Annotated in this window: 29 protein-coding genes and 1 riboswitch; of the genes, 5 read left to right on the top strand and 24 right to left on the bottom strand. The window is 27.3% G+C overall.

The annotated features are described in order from the left end of the window. The first annotated feature begins 49 nt into the window (after window positions 1-49). Entirely contained in the window at window positions 50-1,348 is a 1,299-nt protein-coding gene (locus ACYUEX_RS04765) for an aminotransferase class V-fold PLP-dependent enzyme (RefSeq protein ID WP_460286785.1), read from the top strand. A 95-nt stretch (window positions 1,349-1,443) separates the two neighbouring features. Here ACYUEX_RS04765 and trmB read toward each other — a convergent pair whose 3' ends face one another. The 3 genes from trmB to ACYUEX_RS04750 all read right to left on the bottom strand — a co-directional run bounded on the left by trmB (window position 1,444) and on the right by ACYUEX_RS04750 (window position 3,642). Further along, entirely contained in the window at window positions 1,444-2,100 is a 657-nt protein-coding gene (gene trmB / locus ACYUEX_RS04760) for a tRNA (guanosine(46)-N7)-methyltransferase TrmB (protein WP_460286784.1), read from the bottom strand. Window positions 2,101-2,218: 118 nt separating this feature from the next. Further along, window positions 2,219-2,866, bottom strand: a complete 648-nt coding sequence (locus ACYUEX_RS04755; protein ID WP_411168695.1) for a hypothetical protein — start codon at window positions 2,864-2,866, stop codon at window positions 2,219-2,221. Between the two features lie 89 nt (window positions 2,867-2,955). Next, window positions 2,956-3,642 carry a cyclic nucleotide-binding domain-containing protein gene (locus ACYUEX_RS04750; RefSeq protein ID WP_460286783.1) on the bottom strand — a complete coding sequence of 229 codons (687 nt, stop codon included), beginning with the start codon at window positions 3,640-3,642 and terminating at the stop codon, window positions 2,956-2,958. 117 nt (window positions 3,643-3,759) lie between these two features. Between ACYUEX_RS04750 and ACYUEX_RS04745 the strand changes: the two genes are divergently transcribed. Next, window positions 3,760-4,182 (top strand): DMT family transporter, encoded by a 423-nt coding sequence (locus ACYUEX_RS04745; protein ID WP_460286782.1) that lies wholly within the window; start codon window positions 3,760-3,762, stop codon window positions 4,180-4,182. Window positions 4,183-4,193: 11 nt separating this feature from the next. Continuing rightward, window positions 4,194-4,661, top strand: a complete 468-nt coding sequence (locus ACYUEX_RS04740; RefSeq protein ID WP_460286781.1) for a DMT family transporter — start codon at window positions 4,194-4,196, stop codon at window positions 4,659-4,661. Between the two features lie 35 nt (window positions 4,662-4,696). Here ACYUEX_RS04740 and ACYUEX_RS04735 read toward each other — a convergent pair whose 3' ends face one another. The 20 genes from ACYUEX_RS04735 to ACYUEX_RS04640 all read right to left on the bottom strand — a co-directional run bounded on the left by ACYUEX_RS04735 (window position 4,697) and on the right by ACYUEX_RS04640 (window position 22,120). After that, window positions 4,697-5,245, bottom strand: a complete 549-nt coding sequence (locus ACYUEX_RS04735; RefSeq protein WP_411168699.1) for an NADH peroxidase — start codon at window positions 5,243-5,245, stop codon at window positions 4,697-4,699. 421 nt (window positions 5,246-5,666) lie between these two features. Further along, the gene (locus tag ACYUEX_RS04730) at window positions 5,667-6,374 is read right to left on the bottom strand and encodes a phosphatase PAP2 family protein (protein WP_460286780.1); all 708 of its coding nucleotides are present in this window, start codon (window positions 6,372-6,374) and stop codon (window positions 5,667-5,669) included. 143 nt (window positions 6,375-6,517) lie between these two features. Then, the gene (locus ACYUEX_RS04725) at window positions 6,518-8,023 is read right to left on the bottom strand and encodes a cobyric acid synthase (protein WP_460286779.1); all 1,506 of its coding nucleotides are present in this window, start codon (window positions 8,021-8,023) and stop codon (window positions 6,518-6,520) included. Then, window positions 8,016-8,681, bottom strand: a complete 666-nt coding sequence (locus ACYUEX_RS04720) for a Dph6-related ATP pyrophosphatase (protein WP_460286778.1) — start codon at window positions 8,679-8,681, stop codon at window positions 8,016-8,018. Before ACYUEX_RS04720 ends, ACYUEX_RS04725 begins: the two co-directional genes overlap by 8 nt. Before the next feature lie 15 nt (window positions 8,682-8,696). Next, a complete protein-coding gene (locus ACYUEX_RS04715; RefSeq protein ID WP_460286777.1) occupies window positions 8,697-9,452 on the bottom strand; it encodes an ABC transporter ATP-binding protein in 756 nt (251 codons plus the stop codon). Between the two features lie 10 nt (window positions 9,453-9,462). Continuing rightward, a complete protein-coding gene (locus ACYUEX_RS04710; protein WP_411168704.1) occupies window positions 9,463-10,491 on the bottom strand; it encodes a FecCD family ABC transporter permease in 1,029 nt (342 codons plus the stop codon). Then, entirely contained in the window at window positions 10,478-11,395 is a 918-nt protein-coding gene (locus ACYUEX_RS04705) for an ABC transporter substrate-binding protein (RefSeq protein ID WP_460286776.1), read from the bottom strand. The genes ACYUEX_RS04710 and ACYUEX_RS04705 overlap by 14 nt, the downstream gene beginning before the upstream one ends. Before the next feature lie 222 nt (window positions 11,396-11,617). Further along, a riboswitch (cobalamin riboswitch) is annotated at window positions 11,618-11,792 on the bottom strand. Between the two features lie 54 nt (window positions 11,793-11,846). After that, the gene (cobD, locus tag ACYUEX_RS04700; protein WP_460286775.1) at window positions 11,847-12,920 is read right to left on the bottom strand and encodes a threonine-phosphate decarboxylase CobD; all 1,074 of its coding nucleotides are present in this window, start codon (window positions 12,918-12,920) and stop codon (window positions 11,847-11,849) included. Continuing rightward, window positions 12,920-13,864: a cobalamin biosynthesis protein gene (locus ACYUEX_RS04695; protein WP_460286774.1), complete on the bottom strand. Its 945-nt coding sequence runs from the start codon at window positions 13,862-13,864 to the stop codon at window positions 12,920-12,922. Before ACYUEX_RS04695 ends, cobD begins: the two co-directional genes overlap by 1 nt. After that, window positions 13,861-14,478: a histidine phosphatase family protein gene (locus ACYUEX_RS04690; protein ID WP_460286773.1), complete on the bottom strand. Its 618-nt coding sequence runs from the start codon at window positions 14,476-14,478 to the stop codon at window positions 13,861-13,863. The genes ACYUEX_RS04695 and ACYUEX_RS04690 overlap by 4 nt, the downstream gene beginning before the upstream one ends. Then, entirely contained in the window at window positions 14,471-14,872 is a 402-nt protein-coding gene (locus ACYUEX_RS04685; RefSeq protein WP_460287059.1) for a bifunctional adenosylcobinamide kinase/adenosylcobinamide-phosphate guanylyltransferase, read from the bottom strand. Before ACYUEX_RS04685 ends, ACYUEX_RS04690 begins: the two co-directional genes overlap by 8 nt. 161 nt (window positions 14,873-15,033) lie before the next feature. Then, window positions 15,034-15,795, bottom strand: a complete 762-nt coding sequence (locus ACYUEX_RS04680) for an adenosylcobinamide-GDP ribazoletransferase (RefSeq protein WP_460286772.1) — start codon at window positions 15,793-15,795, stop codon at window positions 15,034-15,036. Then, window positions 15,792-16,343, bottom strand: coding sequence for a bifunctional adenosylcobinamide kinase/adenosylcobinamide-phosphate guanylyltransferase (locus ACYUEX_RS04675; RefSeq protein WP_411168710.1), 552 nt, complete (start codon window positions 16,341-16,343; stop codon window positions 15,792-15,794). The genes ACYUEX_RS04680 and ACYUEX_RS04675 overlap by 4 nt, the downstream gene beginning before the upstream one ends. Continuing rightward, window positions 16,340-16,873, bottom strand: coding sequence for a cob(I)yrinic acid a,c-diamide adenosyltransferase (locus ACYUEX_RS04670; protein ID WP_460286771.1), 534 nt, complete (start codon window positions 16,871-16,873; stop codon window positions 16,340-16,342). The genes ACYUEX_RS04675 and ACYUEX_RS04670 overlap by 4 nt, the downstream gene beginning before the upstream one ends. Then, a complete protein-coding gene (gene cobT, locus ACYUEX_RS04665; RefSeq protein WP_460286770.1) occupies window positions 16,874-17,983 on the bottom strand; it encodes a nicotinate-nucleotide--dimethylbenzimidazole phosphoribosyltransferase in 1,110 nt (369 codons plus the stop codon). 141 nt (window positions 17,984-18,124) lie between these two features. Next, a complete protein-coding gene (locus ACYUEX_RS04660) occupies window positions 18,125-18,613 on the bottom strand; it encodes a hypothetical protein (protein ID WP_460286769.1) in 489 nt (162 codons plus the stop codon). A 196-nt stretch (window positions 18,614-18,809) separates the two neighbouring features. Then, window positions 18,810-19,493 carry a pseudouridine synthase gene (locus ACYUEX_RS04655; RefSeq protein WP_460286768.1) on the bottom strand — a complete coding sequence of 228 codons (684 nt, stop codon included), beginning with the start codon at window positions 19,491-19,493 and terminating at the stop codon, window positions 18,810-18,812. An 18-nt stretch (window positions 19,494-19,511) separates the two neighbouring features. After that, on the bottom strand, window positions 19,512-20,297 hold the full coding sequence (locus tag ACYUEX_RS04650) for an HAD family hydrolase (RefSeq protein ID WP_460286767.1): 786 nt from the start codon (window positions 20,295-20,297) through the stop codon (window positions 19,512-19,514). 25 nt (window positions 20,298-20,322) lie between these two features. Further along, a complete protein-coding gene (locus ACYUEX_RS04645) occupies window positions 20,323-21,081 on the bottom strand; it encodes a DeoR/GlpR family DNA-binding transcription regulator (protein WP_460286766.1) in 759 nt (252 codons plus the stop codon). 145 nt (window positions 21,082-21,226) lie between these two features. Further along, window positions 21,227-22,120 carry a lysostaphin resistance A-like protein gene (locus ACYUEX_RS04640; RefSeq protein ID WP_460286765.1) on the bottom strand — a complete coding sequence of 298 codons (894 nt, stop codon included), beginning with the start codon at window positions 22,118-22,120 and terminating at the stop codon, window positions 21,227-21,229. Between the two features lie 350 nt (window positions 22,121-22,470). On the opposite strand from ACYUEX_RS04640, the gene ACYUEX_RS04635 reads away from it, so the two are divergent. Together ACYUEX_RS04635 and ACYUEX_RS04630 are read left to right on the top strand one after the other, a co-directional pair. Next, window positions 22,471-24,129 (top strand): glutamine--tRNA ligase/YqeY domain fusion protein, encoded by a 1,659-nt coding sequence (locus ACYUEX_RS04635; protein WP_460286764.1) that lies wholly within the window; start codon window positions 22,471-22,473, stop codon window positions 24,127-24,129. A gap of 275 nt (window positions 24,130-24,404) precedes the next feature. Further along, window positions 24,405-25,007: a DUF445 domain-containing protein gene (locus tag ACYUEX_RS04630; RefSeq protein ID WP_460286763.1), complete on the top strand. Its 603-nt coding sequence runs from the start codon at window positions 24,405-24,407 to the stop codon at window positions 25,005-25,007. Window positions 25,008-25,102: 95 nt separating this feature from the next. Here ACYUEX_RS04630 and ACYUEX_RS04625 read toward each other — a convergent pair whose 3' ends face one another. After that, window positions 25,103-25,612, bottom strand: a complete 510-nt coding sequence (locus tag ACYUEX_RS04625) for a hypothetical protein (protein ID WP_460286762.1) — start codon at window positions 25,610-25,612, stop codon at window positions 25,103-25,105. Window positions 25,613-25,849 lie beyond the last annotated feature (237 nt).

The raw sequence follows: 25,849 nt of genomic DNA, 5'->3' as shown, positions 1-25,849 counted from the left end.
ATATCACCATACCTCAGTCAAATGAATAGAATATATGGGAGGTAATGCTATGTGTAATTCAACAAATAATTCTTTAAGAGATTTATTTATAGGTCTTGATGAAAAAGTTCCTATATTAGATAAAAATAAAATAATACCAATAAATTTTGATAATGCTGCTACAACTCCTGTTTTTAAAAGTGTTATAAATAAAATAACTGAAGCATGTACATTATATGGTTCTATAGGTAGAGGTCTTGGACAGAAATCAGAGTATTCAACAAAACAATATTGTCAGTGTAGAGATTATATCCTAGAATTTTTAAATGCTCCAAAAGATAAGTACACTGTAATATTCGTAAACAATACTACCGAAGGGATTAATAGACTCTCAAATATATTAATAGAAAATAGAAATGATGTAATTATAACTACAAGAATGGAGCATCACTCTAATGACCTCCCATGGAGAGGAAAATGTAATTTAAAATATATAGAAGTCGATAATGATGGTAGATTAAAACTAGATGAGTTACAATACTTACTAGAAAAATATAATGGATTAGTAAAATATGTGACAATCACTGCTGCTTCAAATGTAACAGGATATGTTAATGACTTATCCTATATTTCAAAACTTGTTCATAGTTATAATGCTAAGTTGATAGTTGATGCTGCACAAATAGTAGCTCATAAAAAGATTAATATCTCCGGAAATTCTAAAGATGAGTCAATAGATTTTTTAGTATTCTCTGCCCATAAAATGTATGCACCATTTGGAAGTGGTGCAATAGTTGGACTTAAGGAAACTTTTGAAAGACTAGATACAGACTTAAAAGGTGGTGGAACTGTTGACTCTGTATTAGATGACTCAGAAATCTTATTATCTACTCCAGAAAAGAATGAAGCTGGGAGTCCTAATTTTTTTGGCGCCATTGCATTGGTTCAAGCAATGAAAGAATTGGAAAACATTAGATTTGAGGATATTGAAGATAATGAAAGATTGTTATTAAAAAGAACCTTAAATGGATTAAACTCTATAAAAGGAGTTGTAACTTATGGAGATAGTCAATATATATCAGATAGATTAGGTATAGTAATCTTTAATATAGAAGGAATGTACAATGCTGAAGTTGCAAAACTCTTAGCAAACCTTAGAGCTATTGCAGTAAGGCAAGGTGCCTTTTGTGCACATCCTTATGTAAAAAGACTATTAAAATTAAGTGATTTAGAAGCAACTAGGCATTTAGTTGATCCAAATTGTAAAATGCCAGGTATGGTAAGAGCTAGCTTCGGATTATATAATTCAGTAAAAGAAGTGGATATATTTTTAAATACAGTAGATTTAATTACTAGATTAAAAATTTAAAATAAATAAAAGAGTTAAGTGTTAATAAATAACCAAATGTTAATTATAAAAATATCCAATAATATTTTCTTTCACTTAACTCTTTCTTCTTTAATTTATCCTTTTCTTGCTATTAAGAATTTAATTTTTATTCCTTGATTACTAAACATTCTTTCATGTTCTGTTTGAACATTTCCTATAAAATCACTTTTATGTAAATCGTAAGTAATATATTCAATATTAAATCCAGCCTCTTTAAAGTATTCTATAGATTCATCAAACAATTCATCATCGTCTGTTTTAAAATAAATTTCTCCATCTTCAACTAGAAACTTCTTGTAATTTTCTAGTTGTCTAGTATGCGTAAGTCGTCTTTTTTTATGTCTTTCCTTTGGCCATGGATTACAAAAATTTATGTATATTCTATCTATTGTATCTTCTGCACTCAGCATATCACTAATTAAAGCTATTTCTTGTGCCATTAACTTTAAATTATTTATTTCTATATTTTTATCTTTATATGCCTCTTCTATATTTCTTTTCGCTAACACTAGTACTTCATCTTTAATATCAATAGCCATATAGTTTATATCTTCATTTTCTGATCCATGTACAGCTATAAAAGTACCTTTACCACATCCTAGTTCTAAATATATAGGATTATCATTGCTAAATAAGCCATTCCACTTTCCTTTATACTCACTTGGATTTATTACAAAAAAATCACAACTTTCTAATTCTGGTCTAGCCCATGTTTTTTTCCTTAATCTCATGTAATTCACTCCATCTATTATAATTCATAACTATTATACAGATTTATAGAAATTCTATCAAACTATATTTTTAAATTTATAAGATTATATATATATTAATACCTAATTCTAATGCTTATTATTTCTTAGTAACCTTAACTTTAATTATGTCTGCTGAATGATATTTTCCTACTTCATCTTTATATGAATCTAAATTTATACTTGATTTTTCCGAGTCATCTTCCTTAAATTTAACTAACCCAACTAATGTAACTTCCTCACCTAAGTTTTTACCTATTTTAGTTAATTCTGATTTTGAGTCAAAATCTATACTTTTCTCATAGATTTTAGTCATTTTATACTCTGGATTTTTTTCATCTGTTGTCTTTTCCTTATCTACTTCTGCAATTGAGTATATAGATCTATCTGCTTCACCATCATTAGCCTTAGCTGTATTCATTATTATATTAACTAGTGAATTTTTATCTATAGTATCTGTAGTATATTTAATAAGCTCCTTTGTTTCTATTAATTGTCCATTTTCATATCTTTCAATATAGAAATCTATATCATATTGCGAATCTTTTGGTAATAACATTGATGCTACAGTACTTTTATCTTTCCCATAATCAGTAGACTCTAATAGTAATTGTACTACTCCTTGAGTTTGTTGATTTACTATTTTAACATCTCCTTCAGGTAGATTTGTACTAGGTGCAGTACATCCTACTAGCCCTGCTGTTAAAGCTAAAGCTGCTAAAAGTACAGATATTTTCTTTATTTTCATATGTTTATCTCTCCTCTTGCAATTGAATATTTTAATTATATCATATGTAAATTTCTTATATATAATTTCTGTAAAATCTATGTAAATAATCATCTATAAACATCAGCTGATAGAGCTTCAAGCTTATCATAATTTAAAATAATATAAAAATCTTCTTTTTTGCAAATTATTTTTTTATCACATAATTTATTTAATGTTCTTGATAAGTGCCTATAGCTTGTACCTAAAAGTTCTGAAATTATAGTTAGTGTTTCATCAAACCTAAAAGCTTTACTTTCTTTATTAATCCCTATAGAAATAATATAACTTGCTACTCTATTTTCTAAAGGATAAAGCAAATTAATAGTTGAGTTTTTAGATGATTTCTTTAATTTTTTCCCTAAAGAATTACATAAAAAATTCAGCAGATTTATATCTTTATTATAATTATTTCTTAGAAACCTTATTGGTATTCCTATACAAACACAAGGATCCAGAGCTTCAACATTACAACTAGATATATCATTTGTTATTAATTCTAAATCTCCTAATGTATCTAGTTCTTTATAAAAGTCTAGTAGAAGTAATTTCCCACTCTTAAGCGTCATATAAACTTTAGCTTTTCCTTCAACAAAGAACATTAGATAAGTAATCTCCTCCCCCTCTTTGAATATTAACTCTCTTTTATCAAAGAGAAGAATCTCTGAGTTTTCTTTTATATAATCATTAAACAAATTACCTATATTATGAGTACATATATATTTATCTAATAAGCTTAAATCTTTTACTTTATTCATATAAACTCCTTAAATAATCAAATTAATTATATATTATATCTTAATTATGACATATGTCCTAATAAAAATTAATTCATTTATGATAAATTAATCTAAAAAGCTTAGGGGGAAAATAGTATGTATAATTTTCTATCTTTATTTACTGGAGTACTAATAACTATAATGATTAGCTTTAATGGTATTTTATCAAGTTACATTGGTAATTACACCTCCACTCTAATTATTCATATTGTTGGGTTTATCATATTAACTTTAGTCTTACTTTTTAAGAAATATAAAATTGAATTATCTAAAAACATTCCAATTATTTTATATAGTGCTGGAGTTATAGGAGTATTTACAGTTTTATTTAATACTATAAGCTTTAGTGCTTTAGGAGCATCTTTAACTATTTCACTAGGCTTGCTTGGGCAGACTGTTTCATCACTTGTTATAGATAGTTTTGGACTAATGAAAATGCAAAAAATAGAATTTCAAAGAAAAAAGATATTTGGAGTTTCTATTATTATACTTGGAATAGTCATTATGGCTGTTTTATAAAAGGAGGATTTATGTTTTATTTTTATATTTTATTAGCAATTCTTGCTGGAGTTTCAGTAGTTATATCAAGAATATTTAACTCTAGAATAGCAGAGGAAATAGGAACATTTCAGGGCACTTTCATAAATTATTTAACTGGTTTAATTACATCATTCTCGTTTTTCATACTAACTAGAGATTATATAAATATTGGAACTTCATCTTTTTCATCAGTTCCATTCTATGCATACTTAGGTGGTGCTATTGGAATATTAGTAGTTTTATTATCTAACTATACAACTCCCAAGGTATCATCTTTTTCTTTATCTCTATTAGTATTCATTGGTCAACTTTCTATAGGAATTCTTATAGATTACTTTTCTTATAGTACAGTTTCTATAGGCAAACTAATTGGTGGTTTATTAATTTTATTTGGCTTATCCTATAATATGATTCTAGATAAAAATATTGAAGATGCAAATAAAATAGAAAAGGTTTAGTACATCTTGTACTAAACCTTTTTGTTATTTATATATTAGTTTTGTCCGAAATATCTGTCTAATAATCCCTTGAATGCTTGACCATGTCTAGCTTCATCTTTACACATTTCATGAACTGTGTCATGAACTGCATCTAAGTTTAATTGCTTAGCTAATGTTGCTAAATCTTTCTTTCCTTGGCAAGCTCCGTGCTCTGCATTTACTCTAGCTTGTAAGTTAGCCTTTGTATCTGCTACTACTACTTCTCCAATTAATTCTGCAAATTTAGCTGCATGTTCTGCTTCTTCAAATGCTATTCTCTTATATGCTTCTGCTACTTCTGGGAATCCTTCTCTGTCCGCTTGTCTTGACATTGCTAAGTACATTCCTACTTCTGTACATTCTCCTACAAAGTTAGCTTGTAATCCTTCCATTACTCTTGGATCTACATCTTTTGCTACTCCAACTCTGTGCTCATCTGCCCATGCTAAGTCTCCTGATTGTTCTACGAACTTATCTGCTCCAACCTTACATACTGGACATTGTGCTGGTGCCATATCCCCTTCATGAACGTATCCACATACTGTACAAACAAATTTCTTCATAATTTAAACTCCTCCTAAATTCCACATTATTTATATATTTAATTTTATATAAACTTTATTTGATGCTTTTATTATATAATAATTATTATTAGTTGTAAATAGTTTTTTATAATTTTATAAATAATTTTTATAACTTTATAATAAAAAAGTGGACATATGTAAGTTTACTTATTCCGTCGCTCCGCTCCAAGTTAACGCAAACTTACATATGTCCACGTACAAACTGAAGGTAAGGAAAGTATAAAATAAACCTACTTTTCCACATTGAATTACTAAAAGCATTATATAATCACATTTTCAAAACTTTAAACTGTTATACTTTCCTAGATATTTAAAAATGAGAATCTACTTTTATAAATTCTCATCTCATATTAATCTAATTATATATTATTAATCTAAAATAAAACTGTTACCATATATTTTAATTTATAGGTATGTCGTTTTTCTTTTTAATTTTCTCTATAAATTTATATGGCAATAATAATATATTATCTAAATGCTTGTCTTCTATTTTTCTAGAAGCTAATATAACAACTTCACCTAAAAATATACCTGCTATTCCGTCTAAGATAAAATGTTGTTTTATAAACAAAGTGGAAAGAATTATTAGGATTCCTATAGCTTGTGTATAATAAAACCATGATTTATTATCCTTTTTACTTGTATATCTCATAATGATATAGGTATTTAATACATGTATTGAAGGAAAACAATTAAATGGCCTATCATTCTCATAAATTATACTGATAAGTTTATTTGGTAAACTATTACTTATAATAGTTGGTCTTACTATCTCAACTGGAAATAAGTAATAAATCAAATAGCATACGCACATACCTATAGATATAGCTAAAAGAGCTCTCATGTAGTTTCTACGATTTTTTAATAAAATGAATATCAATCCTACAAAAATATATATATACCAATATATATATGGAAAGATAAAAATAGATAAAAATGGTATTTTTTTATCTAGAGCTATACTCAGATTTTTACCATTTTCAGCAATTGAGCTAGCTATAACATAATTTATATTTAATAGTGGAAATAATGCACACCATATTAAATCCAATCCTTTTAAATCACTTAAATTATATTTTTCTATAAATATCCTATACCTTTCCTTCACTCTTAATACCTCCCCCATAATTTTATCTTATCTCATATAAAAATCGTCTTATTAATCATAAATACATACCTTAATATTTATTCTATAACATTTTAATTCTATTGTACTCTTAAAAAGAAAAGCTTAAGGAATTTATAAGATTCTTAAGCTTTTCTTTTTAAATTATTTATAATTATTTCTTCTACTTTTTTCATATTTATATTTCCTTCAAGTATTTTAGTAAGTTCATCATATTGTTTCAACTTATATTCCTTATAATTTAAAGTTTCTTCTTCTATATTTTCTAATTCTTTAAGTTTTATTAAGTATTTAATAAATGAATTCAAGAATTCTCCTTCATCAAATATTCCATGAATATAAGTTCCAAAAACTGTTCCTGTTTCATTAGAAACTCCTGCTATTTCATTATTGTTTAGTTCGATAAATGGAACTGAATTTCTCCCTATATTGCTAACTCCATTATGAATTTCATATCCAAAAACATCTATATTTTGCAAAGCAGGGATTATATTAGAAATTATTTTCCCATTTGATTGTCTGGTTGTTTTTTCTTTATTAAAAGTAGTATCTATATCTAAAAATCCAAACCCACCTTCTGAAGTAATATCTCCTTCCACTCCTAGACCGTCTTCTATAGTGTTACCAAGAATTTGATACCCTCCACAAATGCCAAATATTATAGTTCCATTTTCTTTTAATTCTGCAATTTTATCAAACAATCCACTTTTCTTTATATCTCTTAAGTCTTCTATTGTATTTTTACTTCCTGGGATTATTAAAAGGTGGGGATTCCCTATATCTTTAACTTCTTTTACATATCTTATAGAAACATCTTTTAATCTACCTATAGCATTAAAATCAGTAAAGTTAGACATGTAAGGAAGTCTTATAACTGCTACATCTAACTTTCCTTCTTTATTATTATTTAATCTTTCAGTTACACTATCTTCATCTTCTATATCTAAATCAAAGTAAGGCATAGCTCCAAGTACTGGTATTTTTATTATATCTTCTAACTGCTTCATTGCAGGCTTAAAAAATTCTGTATTACCTCTAAATTTATTTATTATAACACCTTTAACTCTTTTTCTTTCATCTTCATCTAAAAGCATTATTGTTCCTAATACTGAAGCAAATACCCCTCCCCTATCTATATCAGATACTAATATTACAGGTGAATCACTTGCCTCAGCCATAGACATATTTGCTATATCTTTATCTTTTAAATTTATTTCTGCACAGCTTCCTGAACCCTCAAGAACTATTAAGTCGTACTCTTTGGAAACTTTATGAAATGTCTCTTTAACTATTTCCTTCAACTCTTTATTTAAATCCTTATACTTGTAAGAATCAATATTACACTTTACTTTTCCGTTAACAATTACTTGAGTCTTCATATTTCCACTAGGTTTTAAAAGTACAGGGTTCATCCAAGCCCTTGGTTTAATTTCACAGGCTTCAGCTTGAACAACTTGTGCCCTTCCCATTTCTAATCCTTCTTCTGTTACATAGGAATTTAATGAAATATTTAAGGCTTTAAAAGGTGCTACATTTAAACCTTTATTTTTAAAGTACCTACAAAAAGCTGTAGCTATAGTGCTTTTCCCTACAGATGAAGCTGTTCCAAGTAACATTATATTATTACTCATTAATAACACCCACTATGTCTAAAAATCCATGGGTTTCGTTTGTAATTATTCCATTTTCCTTAAATCTTATAGGAAACTTAAATAGTGGACCATCAAATACAAAGGTATGATATTCTCCATTTTCTCCACAAGCATCTGATCCAGTTTTAATTATGTCTTGAACAACTTTATGAGTAAGTTCTTTTCCTAAGAACTCAGTAGATAAATCATCTAATCTAACATTTTTTATAACTGTTTTAAACCCAGTATCTATAAATTCATAAGTTAGTTCTTCTCTACCTTCAAGCCAAAGTGGGAATATAGCATCTATTTCTACTTCATTACACCTATCAGTACACCAAGTTCTATGCGCTTCTAAATCTATATCTCCAAATACGCACCCTTCTGCTCCTAATTCATTTTTCGCTTTAATCAAGGCATTTTTAAAAGCATCTGCATATTTTTCTCCTTGACACTCTACTAATAAAAGAGGAATGTTTAAAGATTTTGATACTTGATTTAATAAATCCTTTGGTACTCCATGAAACCATGATCTTAAAACCTTCTTATCAACTGTTATTAATAAAGCTACTGGTTCATGTCCTTCTTTTATCATTCTATATAAAGATAAAGTACTATCCTTTCCACAACTATAAGACATCACAAACTTCTTTTTCATTTAAATCTCCCCCTTCTAGTTCCATTTTTCTAAAGTTCTTAACATGAAGTGCTTTATATCTATTCCATAAACTTCTTTTAAATCATTGCTATTTAAAACTTCTTTTGGATTTCCTTCACCTTTAATAGTTCCATCTTTTAGCATAATAGCTCTATCCCCAAAGTTTTGAACTAAGTTTAAATCATGTAAAACAGCTACAACAATCTTATTATTTTCTCTAGCCCATTTTTTTAAATAATCTAATATTTCTATTTGGCATCTTAAATCTAAGTGATTAGTAGGCTCATCTAAAAGTATAACTTCTGGATCTTGTGCAAAAGCTCTTGCTAAAAAAACCCTTTGAAGCTGACCACCTGATAACTGACTTATTAACTTATCCTTTATGTTTAATAGTCCAACCTTTTCTATACAATTATTTACTATATCCTCATCCCTTTTATTTAATCTAGAAAAAATGCTATTTATATGGGCATATCTTCCTAGTGCTACTGTTTCAAATACAGTATAAGGAAACTGTATATTAGAAGCTTGTGTCATTAAAGCAACTTTAGTTGCTAAGTCCTTTCTTTTCAAGGTTTTTATATCTTTTCCATCTAATGATATATTCCCATTAAATAAAATTAAATTTGAAATAGCTTTTAACAAAGTACTTTTTCCACATCCATTTGGCCCAACTATGCATATATTTTCTCCTCTATTTATATTGAAGCTAACTTTCTTTATTACATCAATCCCATTGTATCCACAACTAACATTCTTTATTTCTAACATACTAAGTCACCTACTTTGATTTTTTAAAGTATAAATAAGCAAAAAATGGCGCGCCTATCATAGCTGTTACTGCTCCAACTGGGAGCTCTGAAGGAACTATAATAATTCTTGAAATTAAATCAGTTATTACCATAAATACTCCTCCAAATACAACTGACATAGGTATCACATAAGAATGCTTTGAACCAAAGATCTTTCTCACTATATGAGGCGCTATTAAGTCAACAAAGCCTATTGTACCACTTATGGCAACTGCTGCACCTGTTAATATTGCTACGAATATAAAAAGATATTTCTTTACTTTTTCTGCTTCTACTCCTATTGACTTTGCTTGCTCTTCTCCAAAAGTTAATACATCCATTTCCTTAGCATAAAACATAACGCCAATTATCCCTATTATAAAAAAAGGTAGCCCAGCCTTTACATAGCTCCATCCTCTCATTGAAAAAGAGCCCATTTGCCACATAGTTATAGCTTCAATCTTGTTTGTAAATAAAGCTGTTAATGTTGTTAATAGAGCATTAAAAAATAAAGAAAATACCATACCTGTTAAAATAATTGTATTATTAGATAACTCTTTATCTACCTTACTTGCAAAGGTTAGTACTATTCCCATAGTTGATAAACTACATATAAATCCAACTAAAGGTAATGAGAAGTTTCCTAGGAAGGGGATAGCTATTCCTGAAACTACTAAAAGTCCTACTCCAAGTGAAGCTCCTGATGATACTCCTAATGTATAAGGTGAAGCTAATGGATTTTTCAACACAGATTGCACTACAGCTCCACTTGCTGCAAGGGATCCTCCAACACAAAATGCTAGTAAAACCCTCGGTAATCTGATATTCCATATTATAGATACATCCTTTGCCTCAATACCCTGTAATAATTGAGTGTTGAAAATTTTATGAGATATTATTGATATAATATCCATAATGCTAATATTGGAACTTCCAATGGAAGTTCCAATACATATTATTAAAAATACTACAGGTATTGATAGTATCATCAATGTTTTATTCTTTTTATTTGTATTCATTTGGATAAATAGCCTTAGCCATTTCCTTTAAAGCTTTAATTACATTTTGAGACGGTCTTGCTGATGAATTCTGATCTATTGCATAAACTTGACCTTCTTTTATAGCAGTTATACTATCCCATCCATCACGACTCTTTATATCATCGACTGCTTTTATTCCATTCATATCTGGCATATTTGTTAATATAACATCTGGATTTGCTGCAACTATTGATTCTGGAGTAGGTGATATCCATGATTTTTCATTTCCAAATATATTTTCAGCTCCAACTATTTGGATCATTTCATTTAAGAAAGTATCTTGACCAAAGCTACTTAATTTTGATCCTGAACCTATTTCAAAATAAACCTTCTTCTTGTCAGTTATTTTATCTCCAATAGCTTTTATAGCATCAACTTCCTTTTTCATGTTTTCAACAATTTCTTTTCCCTTTTTTTCTGACTTAGTTACTTGTGCTATAAACTCTATATCTTTATATATTCCATCAATACTGGAACTACTTGGAATATATACTACTGGTATTCCTGCTTCTTTAACTAGAGCAAAAGGATCATTGTCACCGGTTTTATTATGACCTGATGCAATAATTATATCTGGTTGTAATGATATTATAGTTTCGGCGTCTGGATTTCTAAAGTCTATCTTAGTTAAATCATCCTTTACACCTTCTATACCTTTTGAATATTTATCTACTGCAACTAATTTATCTGCTAATCCTAATGCTGTTAATACCTCTGTATTTGATGGTGCAGTTGATACTATTTTATTAACTTCCTTTGGTAACGTAAATTCATTACCTTCTCTGTCTGTCATAGTTTTTGTAGTTTTTGTACAGCCTGCAAATAAAGCTAAAGAAAACAACATAACTAAAACTACTGAAAGAATTTTACTTCTTCTTTTCATTATTATTCCTCCTAATTTTTGTTATTAGGGCTTGCACTTCATAGAAAAAATAGCTCTAATTAGCTTATTTTTTCCACAAAATAAAAAGACATACTAAGAGTATGCCTAAAATACATATTCATTAATTCTAAATTATAAACTAATAGAAAAATAGCTTGTATAATCCATTAAATATAATTTAAAACTATAATAGTATTCCTATTATCTCACCCTCAGAAGATAACAGTTCGCATATAAAAGGCAGGTCTCCCGGCTTTACTTCATCCTACTTTCTAACCTTCCCGCTTTTGCAGTGGCATTAATAGATTTCGTCCATTTCACGGTTACTGGGGTAGCTCAGGAATAATACCTGATTCCCTATTAAGCTTTAAAAAGCACCTAATATATCTAAATATAGCCTAAATTTCAAATTGATTATATTATTAATAAAATAATATGTCAATTAAAAATATTATTTTATTAGACTTTTTAAGGTACAAATAAACTTTTCATTTTCTTTTCTTGTTCTAACAGCAATTCTATAATAGTTATCACTTAAACCTTTATAATTACCACAGCTTCTTATTACTAAATTTTCCTTCAGCATAATTTTCTTTAAATCTATATTCTCTAAAGTTTTAAACATTATAAAATTAACTGATGGTTTAAAAACCTTTATCTTATTTATTTTCATTAGCTCACTAAATAAATAGTTTTTTTCTTTTCCTATATAATTTATGGTTTCTTTTATGTATTCCTCTTCTTTTAAAGCTATTATAGCTGCTTTCTCTGCCACTACATTAACATTCCAAGGTACTGATACCTCAACTATTTTTTCTAATATCTCTTCATTTTTAGATATTCCATATCCAATTCTAATTCCTGGTATTGCAAAAATTTTAGTCATTGACTTTATTACAAATATGTTTTTATATTCCTCTATTAAATCTAAAGAAGTATAGTTATCGCTAGCTTCAATAAAATCTAAAAAAGATTCATCTACTACTACTGTTGTATTAGTTTCTAGTGCTTTTTTTGCAATATTTCTTATTAAATCTTTATTAGTTAAGACTCCTGTTGGATTATTAGGATTACATATAAATATCATATCTATATCTTCTTTTATGTAATTTAATATATCTTCACTTATGTTCCAATTATTATGTTCCTCTAAAATATAATATTCTATATCCCCATTAATACTTAAAATAGCTTCTTCGTATTCTCCAAAGGTTGGTGCTGGAATAAGTACCTTTTTAGGTTTTAGTGCTCTTACTAAATTAAATATTACCTCTGCTGCACCATTACCTAATACTAAGTCTTCAATATTTATTTTTTCAAACTCGCTTATTGATAATTTTAAATCATAATAAGTTATATCAGGATATCTTTCAACTTCTTCTAAAGCTTTTATCATTTCTAGCTTAATATTAGTATTTATTCCGATTGGATTTATATTAGCTGAAAAATCTATAAGTTTATCTTTATCTAATTTATACTGTCTTGATAGCTCCTCTATATTTCCACCATGAACTACTTTACTCATTACAAAATCCTCCCTATTACTATTAAGCTAAGTGCTAATAAATAACTAAAAAATGATACTAAGTATAAAATATTATTAGTTTTATAAACATCCCTAACTTCTATTTCCTTTAACTCATCCCCTATAGTTGGCTTTTTTACTAGTTTACCAAAATAATAATTTGCTCCACCAAGCCTAAGTCCTAAGGCTCCTGCCACTGCTGCTTCTGGATGAGCACTATTTGGACTACTATGATTATTTCTATCTCTTAAATAAATTTTAAAGCTTTCTTTATAATTAAGGTTAAGCAATAATGATACAAAAACTATAAGTAATCCTGTTAATCTAGCTGGTATATAATTAAATACATCATCTAACTTTGCAGGAAAAAAACCGAAATCTTTATATTTATCATTTTTATAGCCAAACATTGAATCCATAGTATTAATAGCTTTATATACCATTGCACCTGGAGCTCCAAAAAGTCCAGCGTAAAATATAGGTGCTACAACTCCATCTGACATATTCTCTGCAACTGTTTCTACAACTGCTCTTAAAATTGCTTTTTCATCTAAGCTTTTTGTATCTCTCCCAACTATATATGATAATTGTTTTCTAGCTCCCTCTATATCATCTTTTAAAATATAGGATACTGCCTTTAATCCTTCTACTTTTAAAGCTTTAGTTGAAATAGAAAAATAAATTATTATTCCACTTATAATTATTCCAAAAACTCTATTAATATTAAAACTGGAAATTACAATTATATAATTTATAAAAAATACTATAGCTACAGAAAAAATCCAAGTTAACCCACCTGCAACTTTTAGAGAACTTTTAAATAGCTTTCTAAATAACTTTTCAATATTCTTACAAAGACTTCCTATTAATCTTACTGGATGAATTGGATTTTGAGGATCTCCTATTATTAAATCTAATATATATCCTATTGTTAATTCAATCATGTTATTCCCTCTTTTAATTTTAAAACTTCATTTATAGTAAATTTATTGCTTTCTACTTCTATACTAAGCTTATAACCTTCACCGCAATTAGGTTGCCAGCTATAAAAATTCTTACTATTATCAAAAAATAGTTCTAAAATAGTTCCTATTGTTCCTCCATGAGAAACTACTAAAACTGATTTATATCCATTACTTATAAGCATATTTATAAAATCTTTAAACTCTTTCTTTATTCTCTTTCTATAATTAATTTTACTTTCTCCATTTGGACAACTTACATTTCCTATTTCATCTGTAATCCATTTTATATAATTTTTATTATTTTTTAGATCCTCATAGGATTTCATTTCAAAGTCACCAAAATCATATTCAAAAAAACCTCTTAACTCATTAAAGCTTTCACCAGGATACAGTATTTCAAAACTTTCATTTGCTCTCTTTGCTCCGCTTGTAAAGTATTTATCACAAATTGGGTATGAAATATCTGACTTTAATCCTTTGAGCTCCTTTATTCCATTATCACTTAATCGTATATCAGTTTTTCCACAATATAATTTTTTTTCATTACAAAGAGTTTTTCCATGCCTTATTAAGTAAACCTCTATATTATTCATCCTTAATCACCATTGGTATTCCACAAAACATTCTATATACCTTATTAGATTTTTTACTTAGATATTGAAGGCACTTACCTGTATTTTCTCTCCATAACCTTTCTTCCTTTTTAAGTGGAACTATACCTTCTGATATGTCATCACATATTATTATCTTATCATCAAAAAGTTTTTCATTATCTATAATATACTCAAGTGGATCTTTATCATCTAAAATCATTTCATAAGTAAATTTATGAAAGTTATTTATAACTTTTTTTGAAAAATCTATTTCTTTACTATTGTTTGAGCTTCCACAATAATATACTTCTGCTTCTTTTATATTAAAATTATCTTTAACCCAATGAAGTTTACCACTATAAGCCCCACCAAATACAAGTACCAAACTTAACACCTCCAAACTATAAGGCATCTTCAAAAATAGATAAGTCAGAACGCTCGTCTATTTTGTGTTATGCTGCGTCAACAGAACCCTTATATAGTGCTACTATCTGCGGAACCTGTCTCCTTGTCTAACTCAAAATATACTTCCCATCTTTGACTTGTTATTTATTTTCAGATGCCTAAAATTGCTAAAATCAATATACCTACTGCTTCTGATATAACTAGTCCATACCCAGCACTATCTCCAGACATTCCACCTAATTCCTTCGTGCTTTTATTTACTGAAACTATAGCCGAAATTATCATACTTATTGAAACTATAACTCCATTAATGCCTATAAGAAGTGCTAATGTCATACTTGATATAATTAATAAAATGTATATTATTATTATATCTATATTTCCTGTTCCCTTTTTAAAATATGATCCAAGAGAACTCTCCTTCATGGATTCCTTTTTCAAAAGCATAAGTCCCATAAGACTTCTTGAAATTATTGGTATAATAATTAAAGCAATAACATTTATTCCTTTTTCAACTAAAGTATATATTGATGCAAAATTAATTATAAAAAGTATTCCTAAAGAAATTACTGCAAAGGCACCTGTGTTTGGGTCTTTTAATATTCTTATTTTTTCTTTTTGATCCCTTCTTGATAAAAGAGCATCACATACATCCATATATCCATCTAAATGTAACATTCCAGTTATTATAAAAGGTGTTACCATTGTAATTGCGCTAATTAATATAAGTGATAGTCCTAAAAGACTACTTATCTTATAGATACTAAACCATATTAAACCAACTAAACACCCTACTAAGGGATAAAGCTTCATCATATGCCTTACCCCTTCATCATCCCAATTTTTATATGGTACAGGTATTATGGTAAACATACTTATTGCCATTATAAAAGCATTTATATACTTTTTCATAATAAATTTCCTATATAATCCTTTCCCTTATGTACTATTTTATTATTAAATGAACACTCGATAACAACATCAGATATTTCTGCTATTTCTCTATTTAACTTTCCAAGTTCCCTTCTAAAGGCTTCTGTATATTTATCATATACTATGCTATCACTAAATAAATAATCTGTTACTATAACAACATTAGATGTCTTGTTTGAAATCAATTTTACTTCATTTAAAATTTTTTCTTGAACTTCTAATACAAAATTATTATCTATAAACATTTCATTTGTTACTAGTGATGTTAAACTATCTATTAATAGAGTATCCTCTTTTTCTATATATTTTAATATATTTTCTATATTTTTATCTTGCTCTATAGTTTCAAATCCCCAGTCTTTTCTTTCAAGCAAATGATTTTCTATTCTCTTTAAATCTTCCTTATCAAAGGGTTTCATAGTTGCAACATAATATAGCTTGCCATTTATACTTTCTATTTCCTTAGCTATATGTTGTCCTAGCATTGATTTACCACTTTTAGCACCACCTACTATTAAAACAATCATTTTTCAATTCCAACTCTTGCAGGAATTTTTTTATCTACAAATGGATGCTTTATAGGATTGATTTCTGAAACATAATCAGCTAGTTCAATTAAAGCCTTATCTGGATTTCTTCCTGTTAAAACAACTTCTAAATTCTCTGGTTTATTTTTTAAGAATTCAACCACTTTATCAAGTTCTAATATTCCATAAGTTAATGATGCCATGATTTCATCCATAATTAATAAATCATAGCCTTCTTCTACGGCCTTTTTAGTAACCTTTTCAAATCTTTCTCTATGTTCCTTAATTACAGAATTCTTGTCTTCTTCACTTAAATATTTAAAAAATCTCTTCATAGGTTCTCCAAATAATACATGAAAATTCTCACCTAATTTTTCTATAGATATTAACTCACCTGTATCATTATCCTTTAAAAATTGAGTAAGTAAAACCTTATATCCCCTACCAGCTGCTCTTATTCCTAGTCCCATAGCTGCTGTAGTTTTTCCTTTTCCTTTTCCACAATATATATGAATAAGTCCTAATTTCATTTAAATTCTCCTATCTACAATATAATTTCTTTCTTCTTTAACCTTTTCTAAATAACATGGATCTATTTCTGCCTCACTAAAAGTTGCCATGTTGTTCATCATAGCACAAGCATACTGAACTATAGAAAAGGCTATTGGGCACCCGCTTCCCTCCCCTAATCTCATATCTAGATTCAGCATAGGCTCTAAATCCATATGTTTCATTGCAATATTATAACCTATTTCTTTTGAGCAATGGGATGGTATAAGATACTCTTTAACAAGTATATTTAATTTAATTGCAACCAAAGCTGCAACTGCTGATATAAATCCATCTATTACAACAGGAACTTTATAATATGCTCCTCCTAAAAATAATCCTACCATTGCCGCTAAATCAAATCCCCCTACTTTAGATACTATATCAATAGGATCATCAGTATTAGGATTATTTATTTCTATAGCTCTTTTAACAACCAATTTTTTCTTCTCAAAGGCTTCATCTGTTAAGCCACCACCTTTTCCTACAACCTCATCAATTTCGCATCCTATTAATGAAGCTAAAACAGAACTACTAGTTGTTGTGTTTCCAATTCCCATTTCCCCAACGCCAAGTATATGATATCTATTTTCTTTAGCTTCTCTAGCCATATCAATCCCTATATAAATACACTCAATACACTCATCATAAGTCATTGCTGCTTCTTTTGCTATATTATTAGTTCCTTTACGAATTTTTCTATTAATAGCTCCTGGAATTTCACCTTCACAGTTAACCCCAATATCAACTACTAATAAATCAGTATTATTTTCCTTTGCAAGAACAGCTACCCCTGTTAGCCCTTTTGAAAAATTAATAGTTTGTGCTAATGTAACATATTGTGGAGCTGAAGCAACTCCCTCCTCAACTACACCATTATCAGATGAAAATATTACTATGCATTTTTTTTCTATTTTATTTTTTACTTTTCCTGTTATTCCAGATAGCTTAATTGAAATATCTTCAAGCTTTCCTAAACTTCCTAAGGGCTTTGCTAAAGAATCGACCCTAATCCTCGCTTTTTCCTTAGCTTTATAATCTATTTCTTTTATATGTTTTATAACATTATCTACTATTTCTTTATGATTCATGCCCCTTCCCCCTTACTTCTTTCTTTTTGTTATAATATATTAATTTTTATCTAAAAGTCAATAAAGCTTATTTTTATACATGCAAAAAATCCATAGATTAAGCATACTGATCTACGGATTTACCATTAATATCTTTGCAATTCAATTGTTACTCATTTTCTCAAATATTATTTCTGAAGAATTAGGCCAAATATTCTTTTTACTTACAAGCTTTATTTTTATGTTCTTTACTAGAGCCCCATTTAAAAATATTTCAATAAAATTTTTATTATTCCCTGTATATGATCCAAATAATATTAATTTATCAATATCATTTTCTTCATCTACTATTTCATAAATTTCATAATAACTAACTTCTCTATTAAATGATGAGTATTTAATTTTATTAATTGAAATATAGTCATTGAATTTATATCTAAACTCTCTGGAAAAGCAATTTTTTACATTTTTTAAATATACTTCATTCTTCTCTAAGTCCGAATCACTGCAATAATCTTCATTATACTTACTAGCTATAGATAAAAGCTTATGTATTTTTTCCTTGGAAATTTTAAAGAATTCATTATAATTAAAAAAACCTTCATACAACACTGTAGTTGATAGAACTTCATCTATTTCAATACAACTCATACTAAGCCTCCTTTAATCTAAATTAAAAGCCCCTAAATTTACCTAAATTATAACAAAATACCCTATACTTATATTTTCATACTTTTTTCTACAACTTTAAAGTCCTATATTCTTCAAAAATAGTCATAAAAAAATAGGACTAAAGTCCTATTTTGGAAATATTTTTTTATTTTATGTGAATTAATTATACATTTAATTAAATTTGCTCAATTAATTCGTTAATTTTCTCCTTATTTATAATTCTCCATTCTCCTAATGCTAAGCCTTGTATTCCTATATTAATAATTCTTATTCTTTCTAATTTAATAACATTATATCCTAAAGCTTTACTCATTCTTCTAATTTGTCTATTTAATCCCTGAGTTAAAATTATCCTAAATACATTACCATCTATTCTTTTTACTTTACAAGGTCTTGTCACTCCCCCTAATATTTCTACCCCTAATGACATCTTTTCAATAAAATTATCATCAAAATCTTTATCTAAGGTCACAACATATTCCTTTTCGTGATAGCTATCTGAAGATAATATTTTATTTGCTGTTTCACCATCATTTGTCATTAAAATTAATCCTTGTGAATCCTTATCTAGCCTACCAACTGGGAATACATACTCGCTATAATTTAAATAACTTATTATATTATTATCTATTTCCTTTGATGCTGTACATATTATTCCTGGTGGCTTATTTAAAACTATATATATCTTCTCCTTAGGCTTTACTTTATTATCATCTAAAAATATATCATCACTTTCTTCAACCCATTGACCTTTTTCACATATATTTCCATTCACTTTTATTCTATTATCTTCAATTAATCTATTTACTTCTTTTCTAGAACAATAACCATAATTACTAAGTAATTTATTTATTCTCACAGTGTAAATATCCTTCCCTTATATTCCAACAACTTCTTTAATAGCTTCTACTACCCCATTATCATTATTGCTTTTTGCAATAAATCTAGACACTTTTTTCAAATCATCATGTGCATTTTCCATAGCATAACTATAATAAGCACTTCCCATCATTTCTAAATCATTTAGGTAGTCACCAAATACCATAGTTTCTTTATGACTTATCCCTAACATATCTTGTATTTTATTTATAGCTACACCTTTATTAACACCTTTAGCAGTTATATCAAGCCAAATTTCACCTGATACTGTAACTTGTAACTTGTCTCTATATTCATTATAGTAATTATTACTATTGAATTCAGAGCCTGAAAAATCACATATAGTTACCTTAAGTATATCATCCTCTATCTTATTTAAATCATCAACTACTTCATATCTTTCATAATATTTTTTTGTTTCCTTTACAAACCTTTCATCAGCATTTTCTATATAAGCTGATTTTTTACCACAAACTATAACATATGAATTTTTTATCTTTCTACCTATTTCTATAAGATCCATTGCAACTTTCTTCTCCAGTGAATTAACTAATATTTCCTCCCCTTTATATACAACGAAGGTTCCATTTTCAGCTATAAACATCATTTTATCTTTTATATTTTCAAATCTTTTTAGTAAATTGTAATATTGTCTTCCACTTGCTGCTGCAAATATTATCTCTTTTTCAATAAGCTTATTAAAAACATCAAAAAATTCTTTGTTTATTTCGTTTTTTTCATTTAATAATGTTCCATCCATATCTGATGCTATAAATTTTATCATATGCTTTATCACTCCCAATTATTATTTAAAATATTATTTTTACATTATGCTTATCTAAACCTTCTATTATATTATCATCTGGTTTCTTATCTGTAATTATATAATCAAATTCATCTAGTGTAGAAAATTTATATGATCCATCATTATAAAATTTCTCATTAATTGTAGTTAAATACCTATTTTTACTTGCTTTTATAAGTGCTTCCTTAGTACTTACCTCATCTAAATTAAAGTTACTAACAAAATTATCCTCTATATTAATTCCTCCAACTCCAATAAAAGCTTTATCTATTCTAAATTTTTTAATCTCCTCTACAGTAAAAGCTCCTACAGTTCCCCCTATTTTCTTATTATAAATACCACCTAGTTGTATTACTTCTACATTTGGTATTGAATCAAAAGCCATAGCAATTCTATTCATATTTGTTATTAATGTTATATTCTTTTTAAATGAATACATCATAGTTACAACAGTATAATTTGTACTAGAAATGTCCATAAATACTACATCATTTTCCTCTATTTCATTTATAACTAGCTTTGCAATTTTTTCTTTCTCTTTAATATTACTTATAATTCTTGAAGTTGTATTGTCATTATGAATTATTCTTCTTTCTAAAATTGCTCCTCCATATGTTCTTTTAATATTACCATACTTCTCTAATTTACATAAATCTTTACGAATCATTCCTTCTGATACATTAAACTTTTCGCTTAAATCCTTAACTTTAACTTTTCCATCTTTCTTTAACAATTCTAATATATCCTCTAGTCTTTCTTCCATAAACAAATCGATCACCCTCTCATAATTTCAAATAACTACATATTATCATTTATTATTATTTATTATCATTTTATATCATTGACTGCTTTTTTTCAAGTTAAAAAGCTAGTATAAATTTTCTCAAATTCATACTAGCTTTCAAAAATTAACTTAAATTGCCATAGTTATCAAAGCTTTCTATTTCATTATCATTAATAATATTTTTCTTTGTAATAAAGAAAAGTGATATTATCATACCTATACTTCCAACTACAATAAAACCTATATTAGTACCAGTTGACATAAGATACTCAGATATAAATGCTGGCAATATTACTGCAATTGTATTATTTACCATATGCATTATTATAGCTGGTATCAATGATTTAGTTTTATAGGTTGCAAATCCAAATATAATACCTAAAAACGCTGCATAAATACCTTGAATAAGATTTCCATGATAAATTCCAAATAATATTCCTTGTATTACTATTGTCCATTTTAAAGATATATTTTTACTTAAGGTTTTATATACTACCCCTCTAAATAAAAATTCTTCAGCAAATGGAGCAACTATTCCTACAGTTAATATTGCTATAAATACACTTCCCTCACTTAAAGGTGAAAGCATTTCCTCCATCTTTGCAAAATATGATGGTAAAAGTCCATTATTTTGAATTAAAGTTAATACTCCTGAATTAAAAAGCCATACAGATAGTCCTAATCCAACTGCAATAATTATATTTGTGCTATTTGTTTTTCTTAAAAGAATTTCTTCTTTTAACTTTTTCTTTCTTATTTTATAAATTAGCATAAATACTAATACAGTTGCTATAGAAGAAATTAATAACATGGTACTTGTTAATCCTACTATTTGATTAATCATCACATCCATATTGTCTAAATTACTTACTAATTCGGCTCCATCTTGTGTCAGACTTTTTACAACATAATATACTCCTATAGCTATTCCCCCAATTACAAAAACAGCTATCTGAATAACAAAAGCCAAAAGTAAATATCCTACAGCAGCAAAAAAACTTTTAAATTTTCCCTTCATCCTTTTCCCCCTTAAATAATAGCTTTATTTCTTATAAATATAATTATATACTAAAATTGCTCATTTCACTATATTTACTTTTATTCTAATATAAGGAAAAATAACTTAAAATATCATAACCTTTGGTTAAATACTCATAAAAAACTTTATTTTACCATACTTATATCTTTATTTTTTTTCTTCCTTGGTTTAAAATTAAAAGTAAAACTAAAGTGTTATTATATAGATATATACATAATTTTATTAATAATCACTAATAAATATAGTAACTGATTTAAAAGTAAAAAATAGTATATAACTAATTATATAAACCTAATAAAAAGATAAATTTGTACAGGAGAGGTATGCATATGTCAAATGAAATTAATTCATCTAATTTTATAAGAAACATAATAATTGAAGATTTAGAAGGCAAGAAACATGATAAAATTATCACTCGTTTCCCACCTGAACCAAATGGCTATTTACATATAGGTCATGCTAAATCAATAGTTTTAAATTCAGGTCTTGCAAAAGAATTTAATGGAAAGTTTAACTTGAGATTTGATGACACTAATCCAACTAAGGAAGATACTGAATATGTAGATTCAATTAAAGAGGATGTTAAATGGCTTGGTGGAAACTGGGATAATATTTACTTTGCTTCTAACTACTTTGATATTATGTACGATAAAGCAAAACTTTTAATAAAAAAAGGATTAGCTTATGTATGTGATTTAACACCTGAAGAAATAAGAGAACACAGAGGTACATTAACTCAGCCAGGTAAAGCAAGCACTTATAGAAACAGAACTGCTGAAGAAAGCCTTGATTTATTAGAAAAAATGAAAAAAGGTGAATTTAAAGATGGAGAAAAGGTATTAAGAGCTAAAATAGATATGGCTTCTCCTAATATAAATATGAGAGATCCTATTATATATAGAATAGCACATGCTACTCATCACAATACTGGTGATGAATGGTGCATATATCCTATGTATGATTTCGCTCATCCACTTGAAGATGCAATTGAAGGAATAACTCATTCTATTTGTACATTAGAATTTGAAGATCATAGACCACTTTATGATTGGTTCGTAAGAGAATGTGAAATGGAAAGTACTCCAAGACAAATAGAATTTGCAAGACTTAACATTACTAATACTGTTATGAGTAAAAGAAAACTTAAGCAATTAGTAGATGAAAAGATTGTTGATGGTTGGGATGACCCAAGAATGCCTACAGTATCAGGATTAAGAAGAAAAGGATATACTCCTGAAGCTATAAGAAACTTCTGTAGTGCTATTGGTGTTTCAAAAGCAAACTCAGTTGTAGATTCACAAATGCTTGAATACTTTATAAGAGAAGATCTTCAACTAAAAGCTAATGCTGCTATGGCTATTATGAGACCTTTAAAGGTTGTTATAACAAACTACCCAGAAGGTGAAACAGAAATGTTACCAGTTCCAAATAACGCTAAAAATGAAGAAGCTGGTACTAGAGAAGTTCCATTCTCAAGAGAAATATATATAGAGCAAGATGATTTTATGGAAGTACCTGTAAAAAAATACTTTAGATTATTCCCTGGTAATGAAGTTAGATTAATCGGTGCTTACTTTATAAAATGTAATGATGTTATAAAAGACGAAAATGGCAATGTTATAGAATTGCATTGTACTTATGATCCAGAAACTAAGAGTGGTTCAGGATTTACTGGAAGAAAAGTTAAAGGAACTATTCATTGGGTAGATGCTAACAGTGCTAAGCCTGCTGAATTTAGACTTTATGAGCCATTAATACTAGATGATGCTCCTGAAAATGAGGGTAAGCACTTCTTAGAACAAATAAATCCTAATTCATTAGAAATATTAGAGGGATTCATAGAAGCTACTACTGCTACAATAGCTAAAGCACAAGATAAATTCCAATTAGTAAGAAATGGTTTCTTTAATGTAGATCCTAAGTACACTACTGATGATAAGTTAGTATTTAATAGAATAGTTTCATTAAAAAGCTCATTTAAACTATAATTAAAGAATTTTAAATTGAAATAATAAAAAAGTGTATACTAATTGATGAAAACTAAATTAATATATTTTTGTAAAAAGGTTGCTCAAAAGCAACCTTTTTAATTTATAACTTAAATCAGAAACTTTTTATACTAATTAGTCAAATTTTCCTTGAAAAATTTATATATTGCTTATAAAATTATCTATAGGTTTTATTATTTTATTTAATGCTAAATTATTTATATATAATTTAGCATTATTGATTATAAGTTTTACATATTAGGAGGCTTACTTAAATGAATACTTTATTTACTATTTCAATGTTAACTATAGTTGGGGGATTAATTGGTTGGATAACTAATATTTTAGCAATTAAACTTTTATTTAGACCTATTACTCCAGTTAAAATTCCAATTTTAAATATTGAAATTTTAGGATTAATTCCTAAAAGAAAAAATGAAATTGCTGCTAATATAGGTGAAGTAATCTCTAATGAATTGCTCTCCATGGATGATATATTAAACCAAGCTCTTAGAAGTTCTGATGGGGAAGATTTTAATTCCTACATAACAGATAAAATAAAAAATATAATAAACGAGAAATTAAATATTATTCCTATGCCTTTTAGAATGATGGCTTCTCCTTATATTGATGAAATTTTAAATAAGGAAGTTCCAATTGCAATTAATGAAATCAGTGATGACTTATTATTAAAAGCAAAAGAAAAGGTAGATATTCAAAAAATTGTTGAAGAAAAAATTAATGAATTAGACCTAGTGCAACTTGAAGATATAATAATTAAAGTTGCAAAAAAAGAATTGAAACATATAGAAATTTTAGGACTAGTCTTAGGTGCTATTATTGGTTTACTTCAAGGGGTTTTAATTATTTTCCTTTAATAGAAATAAGGTAGTTCAATTGAACTACCTTGCTATATAATTTATAAACATTATTCTAGTTCTAATGTAAAGCTAATTTATTTTAACAATTTTTACTATTGAAATATATTTTTATGTTCACTAAAGATGCTACTTGTTTTATCTACTACATATACCTCATCAATAATAGAACTATTATCTTTCATCACCTTAAAAACCATATAATCTGTCATATCTATTGATTTATCAGCTGCTTTTAATTTATAAGACACTTCATACTCATAATGAATATAGGTATCATTTTTTGTTTCTTTAGTTTTTACTATTTTAATATCTGTTGTATCCGTAATATCATTCTCAATAATAACAGTATAATAAATATAAGGAATTCTATTAGTCATTAGAACATTAAATGCATCTTCTGTTAAATATTCTGCAAAAATTGCTTTTGATTCATCTATAAACTTATCAGAGTCCTCAGAAGAAGTAATATTTTCATAGGTCTTTGTAGATATCAATTTATTGATGAAATTATCTATAGTTTTTTCTTGTTTTGTTGAGCTACATCCTATTAGTAAAACCAATGATATTCCCATAAGTAAAATGATTTTAGTAAAATTTTTCATTTATATCCCCCCTTTTATAGTATTAGATAACTAATTATGGTTAATCAGTTTATACATCTATCATAAACAACTTCAATTAATTTTACAATATTTTGAATAAATTATTATATTTTCTATATATTTCTAATCTATTTATATTAAAATCATTGTTTAATGACATACATATAAAAACAAAATCTATATTAGGTGCTATTTATATAATATATTTTATATTAAAATTTTAGGACTAGTCTTAGA

Source organism: Clostridium sp. CTA-7, assembly GCF_054768095.1.
The sequence above is the reverse complement of the archived record's forward strand: the minus strand, read 5'-3'. Positions and strand labels throughout refer to the sequence as shown.

Coding starts and splice junctions, on each gene's coding strand:
- ACYUEX_RS04745 (WP_460286782.1), top strand. CDS start 3,760: ATGTATAATTTTCTATCTTTATTTACTGGAGTACTAATAACTATAATG.
- ACYUEX_RS04740 (WP_460286781.1), top strand. CDS start 4,194: ATGTTTTATTTTTATATTTTATTAGCAATTCTTGCTGGAGTTTCAGTA.
- ACYUEX_RS04650 (WP_460286767.1), bottom strand. CDS start 20,297: ATGATAAAATTTATAGCATCAGATATGGATGGAACATTATTAAATGAA.
- ACYUEX_RS04715 (WP_460286777.1), bottom strand. CDS start 9,452: ATGTTAGAAATAAAGAATGTTAGTTGTGGATACAATGGGATTGATGTA.
- ACYUEX_RS04735 (WP_411168699.1), bottom strand. CDS start 5,245: ATGAAGAAATTTGTTTGTACAGTATGTGGATACGTTCATGAAGGGGAT.
- ACYUEX_RS04705 (WP_460286776.1), bottom strand. CDS start 11,395: ATGAAAAGAAGAAGTAAAATTCTTTCAGTAGTTTTAGTTATGTTGTTT.
- ACYUEX_RS04630 (WP_460286763.1), top strand. CDS start 24,405: ATGAATACTTTATTTACTATTTCAATGTTAACTATAGTTGGGGGATTA.
- ACYUEX_RS04670 (WP_460286771.1), bottom strand. CDS start 16,873: ATGAAATTAGGACTTATTCATATATATTGTGGAAAAGGAAAAGGAAAA.
- ACYUEX_RS04750 (WP_460286783.1), bottom strand. CDS start 3,642: ATGAATAAAGTAAAAGATTTAAGCTTATTAGATAAATATATATGTACT.
- ACYUEX_RS04640 (WP_460286765.1), bottom strand. CDS start 22,120: ATGAAGGGAAAATTTAAAAGTTTTTTTGCTGCTGTAGGATATTTACTT.
- ACYUEX_RS04660 (WP_460286769.1), bottom strand. CDS start 18,613: ATGAGTTGTATTGAAATAGATGAAGTTCTATCAACTACAGTGTTGTAT.
- ACYUEX_RS04710 (WP_411168704.1), bottom strand. CDS start 10,491: ATGAATACAAATAAAAAGAATAAAACATTGATGATACTATCAATACCT.
- ACYUEX_RS04675 (WP_411168710.1), bottom strand. CDS start 16,343: ATGATTGTTTTAATAGTAGGTGGTGCTAAAAGTGGTAAATCAATGCTA.
- ACYUEX_RS04725 (WP_460286779.1), bottom strand. CDS start 8,023: ATGAGTAATAATATAATGTTACTTGGAACAGCTTCATCTGTAGGGAAA.
- ACYUEX_RS04695 (WP_460286774.1), bottom strand. CDS start 13,864: ATGATTGAATTAACAATAGGATATATATTAGATTTAATAATAGGAGAT.
- ACYUEX_RS04625 (WP_460286762.1), bottom strand. CDS start 25,612: ATGAAAAATTTTACTAAAATCATTTTACTTATGGGAATATCATTGGTT.
- ACYUEX_RS04645 (WP_460286766.1), bottom strand. CDS start 21,081: ATGGAAGAAAGACTAGAGGATATATTAGAATTGTTAAAGAAAGATGGA.
- trmB (WP_460286784.1), bottom strand. CDS start 2,100: ATGAGATTAAGGAAAAAAACATGGGCTAGACCAGAATTAGAAAGTTGT.
- cobD (WP_460286775.1), bottom strand. CDS start 12,920: ATGAGTAAAGTAGTTCATGGTGGAAATATAGAGGAGCTATCAAGACAG.
- ACYUEX_RS04755 (WP_411168695.1), bottom strand. CDS start 2,866: ATGAAAATAAAGAAAATATCTGTACTTTTAGCAGCTTTAGCTTTAACA.
- ACYUEX_RS04765 (WP_460286785.1), top strand. CDS start 50: ATGTGTAATTCAACAAATAATTCTTTAAGAGATTTATTTATAGGTCTT.
- ACYUEX_RS04690 (WP_460286773.1), bottom strand. CDS start 14,478: ATGAATAATATAGAGGTTTACTTAATAAGGCATGGAAAAACTCTTTGT.
- ACYUEX_RS04635 (WP_460286764.1), top strand. CDS start 22,471: ATGTCAAATGAAATTAATTCATCTAATTTTATAAGAAACATAATAATT.
- ACYUEX_RS04680 (WP_460286772.1), bottom strand. CDS start 15,795: ATGAAAAAGTATATAAATGCTTTTATAATGGCAATAAGTATGTTTACC.
- cobT (WP_460286770.1), bottom strand. CDS start 17,983: ATGAATCATAAAGAAATAGTAGATAATGTTATAAAACATATAAAAGAA.
- ACYUEX_RS04720 (WP_460286778.1), bottom strand. CDS start 8,681: ATGAAAAAGAAGTTTGTGATGTCTTATAGTTGTGGAAAGGATAGTACT.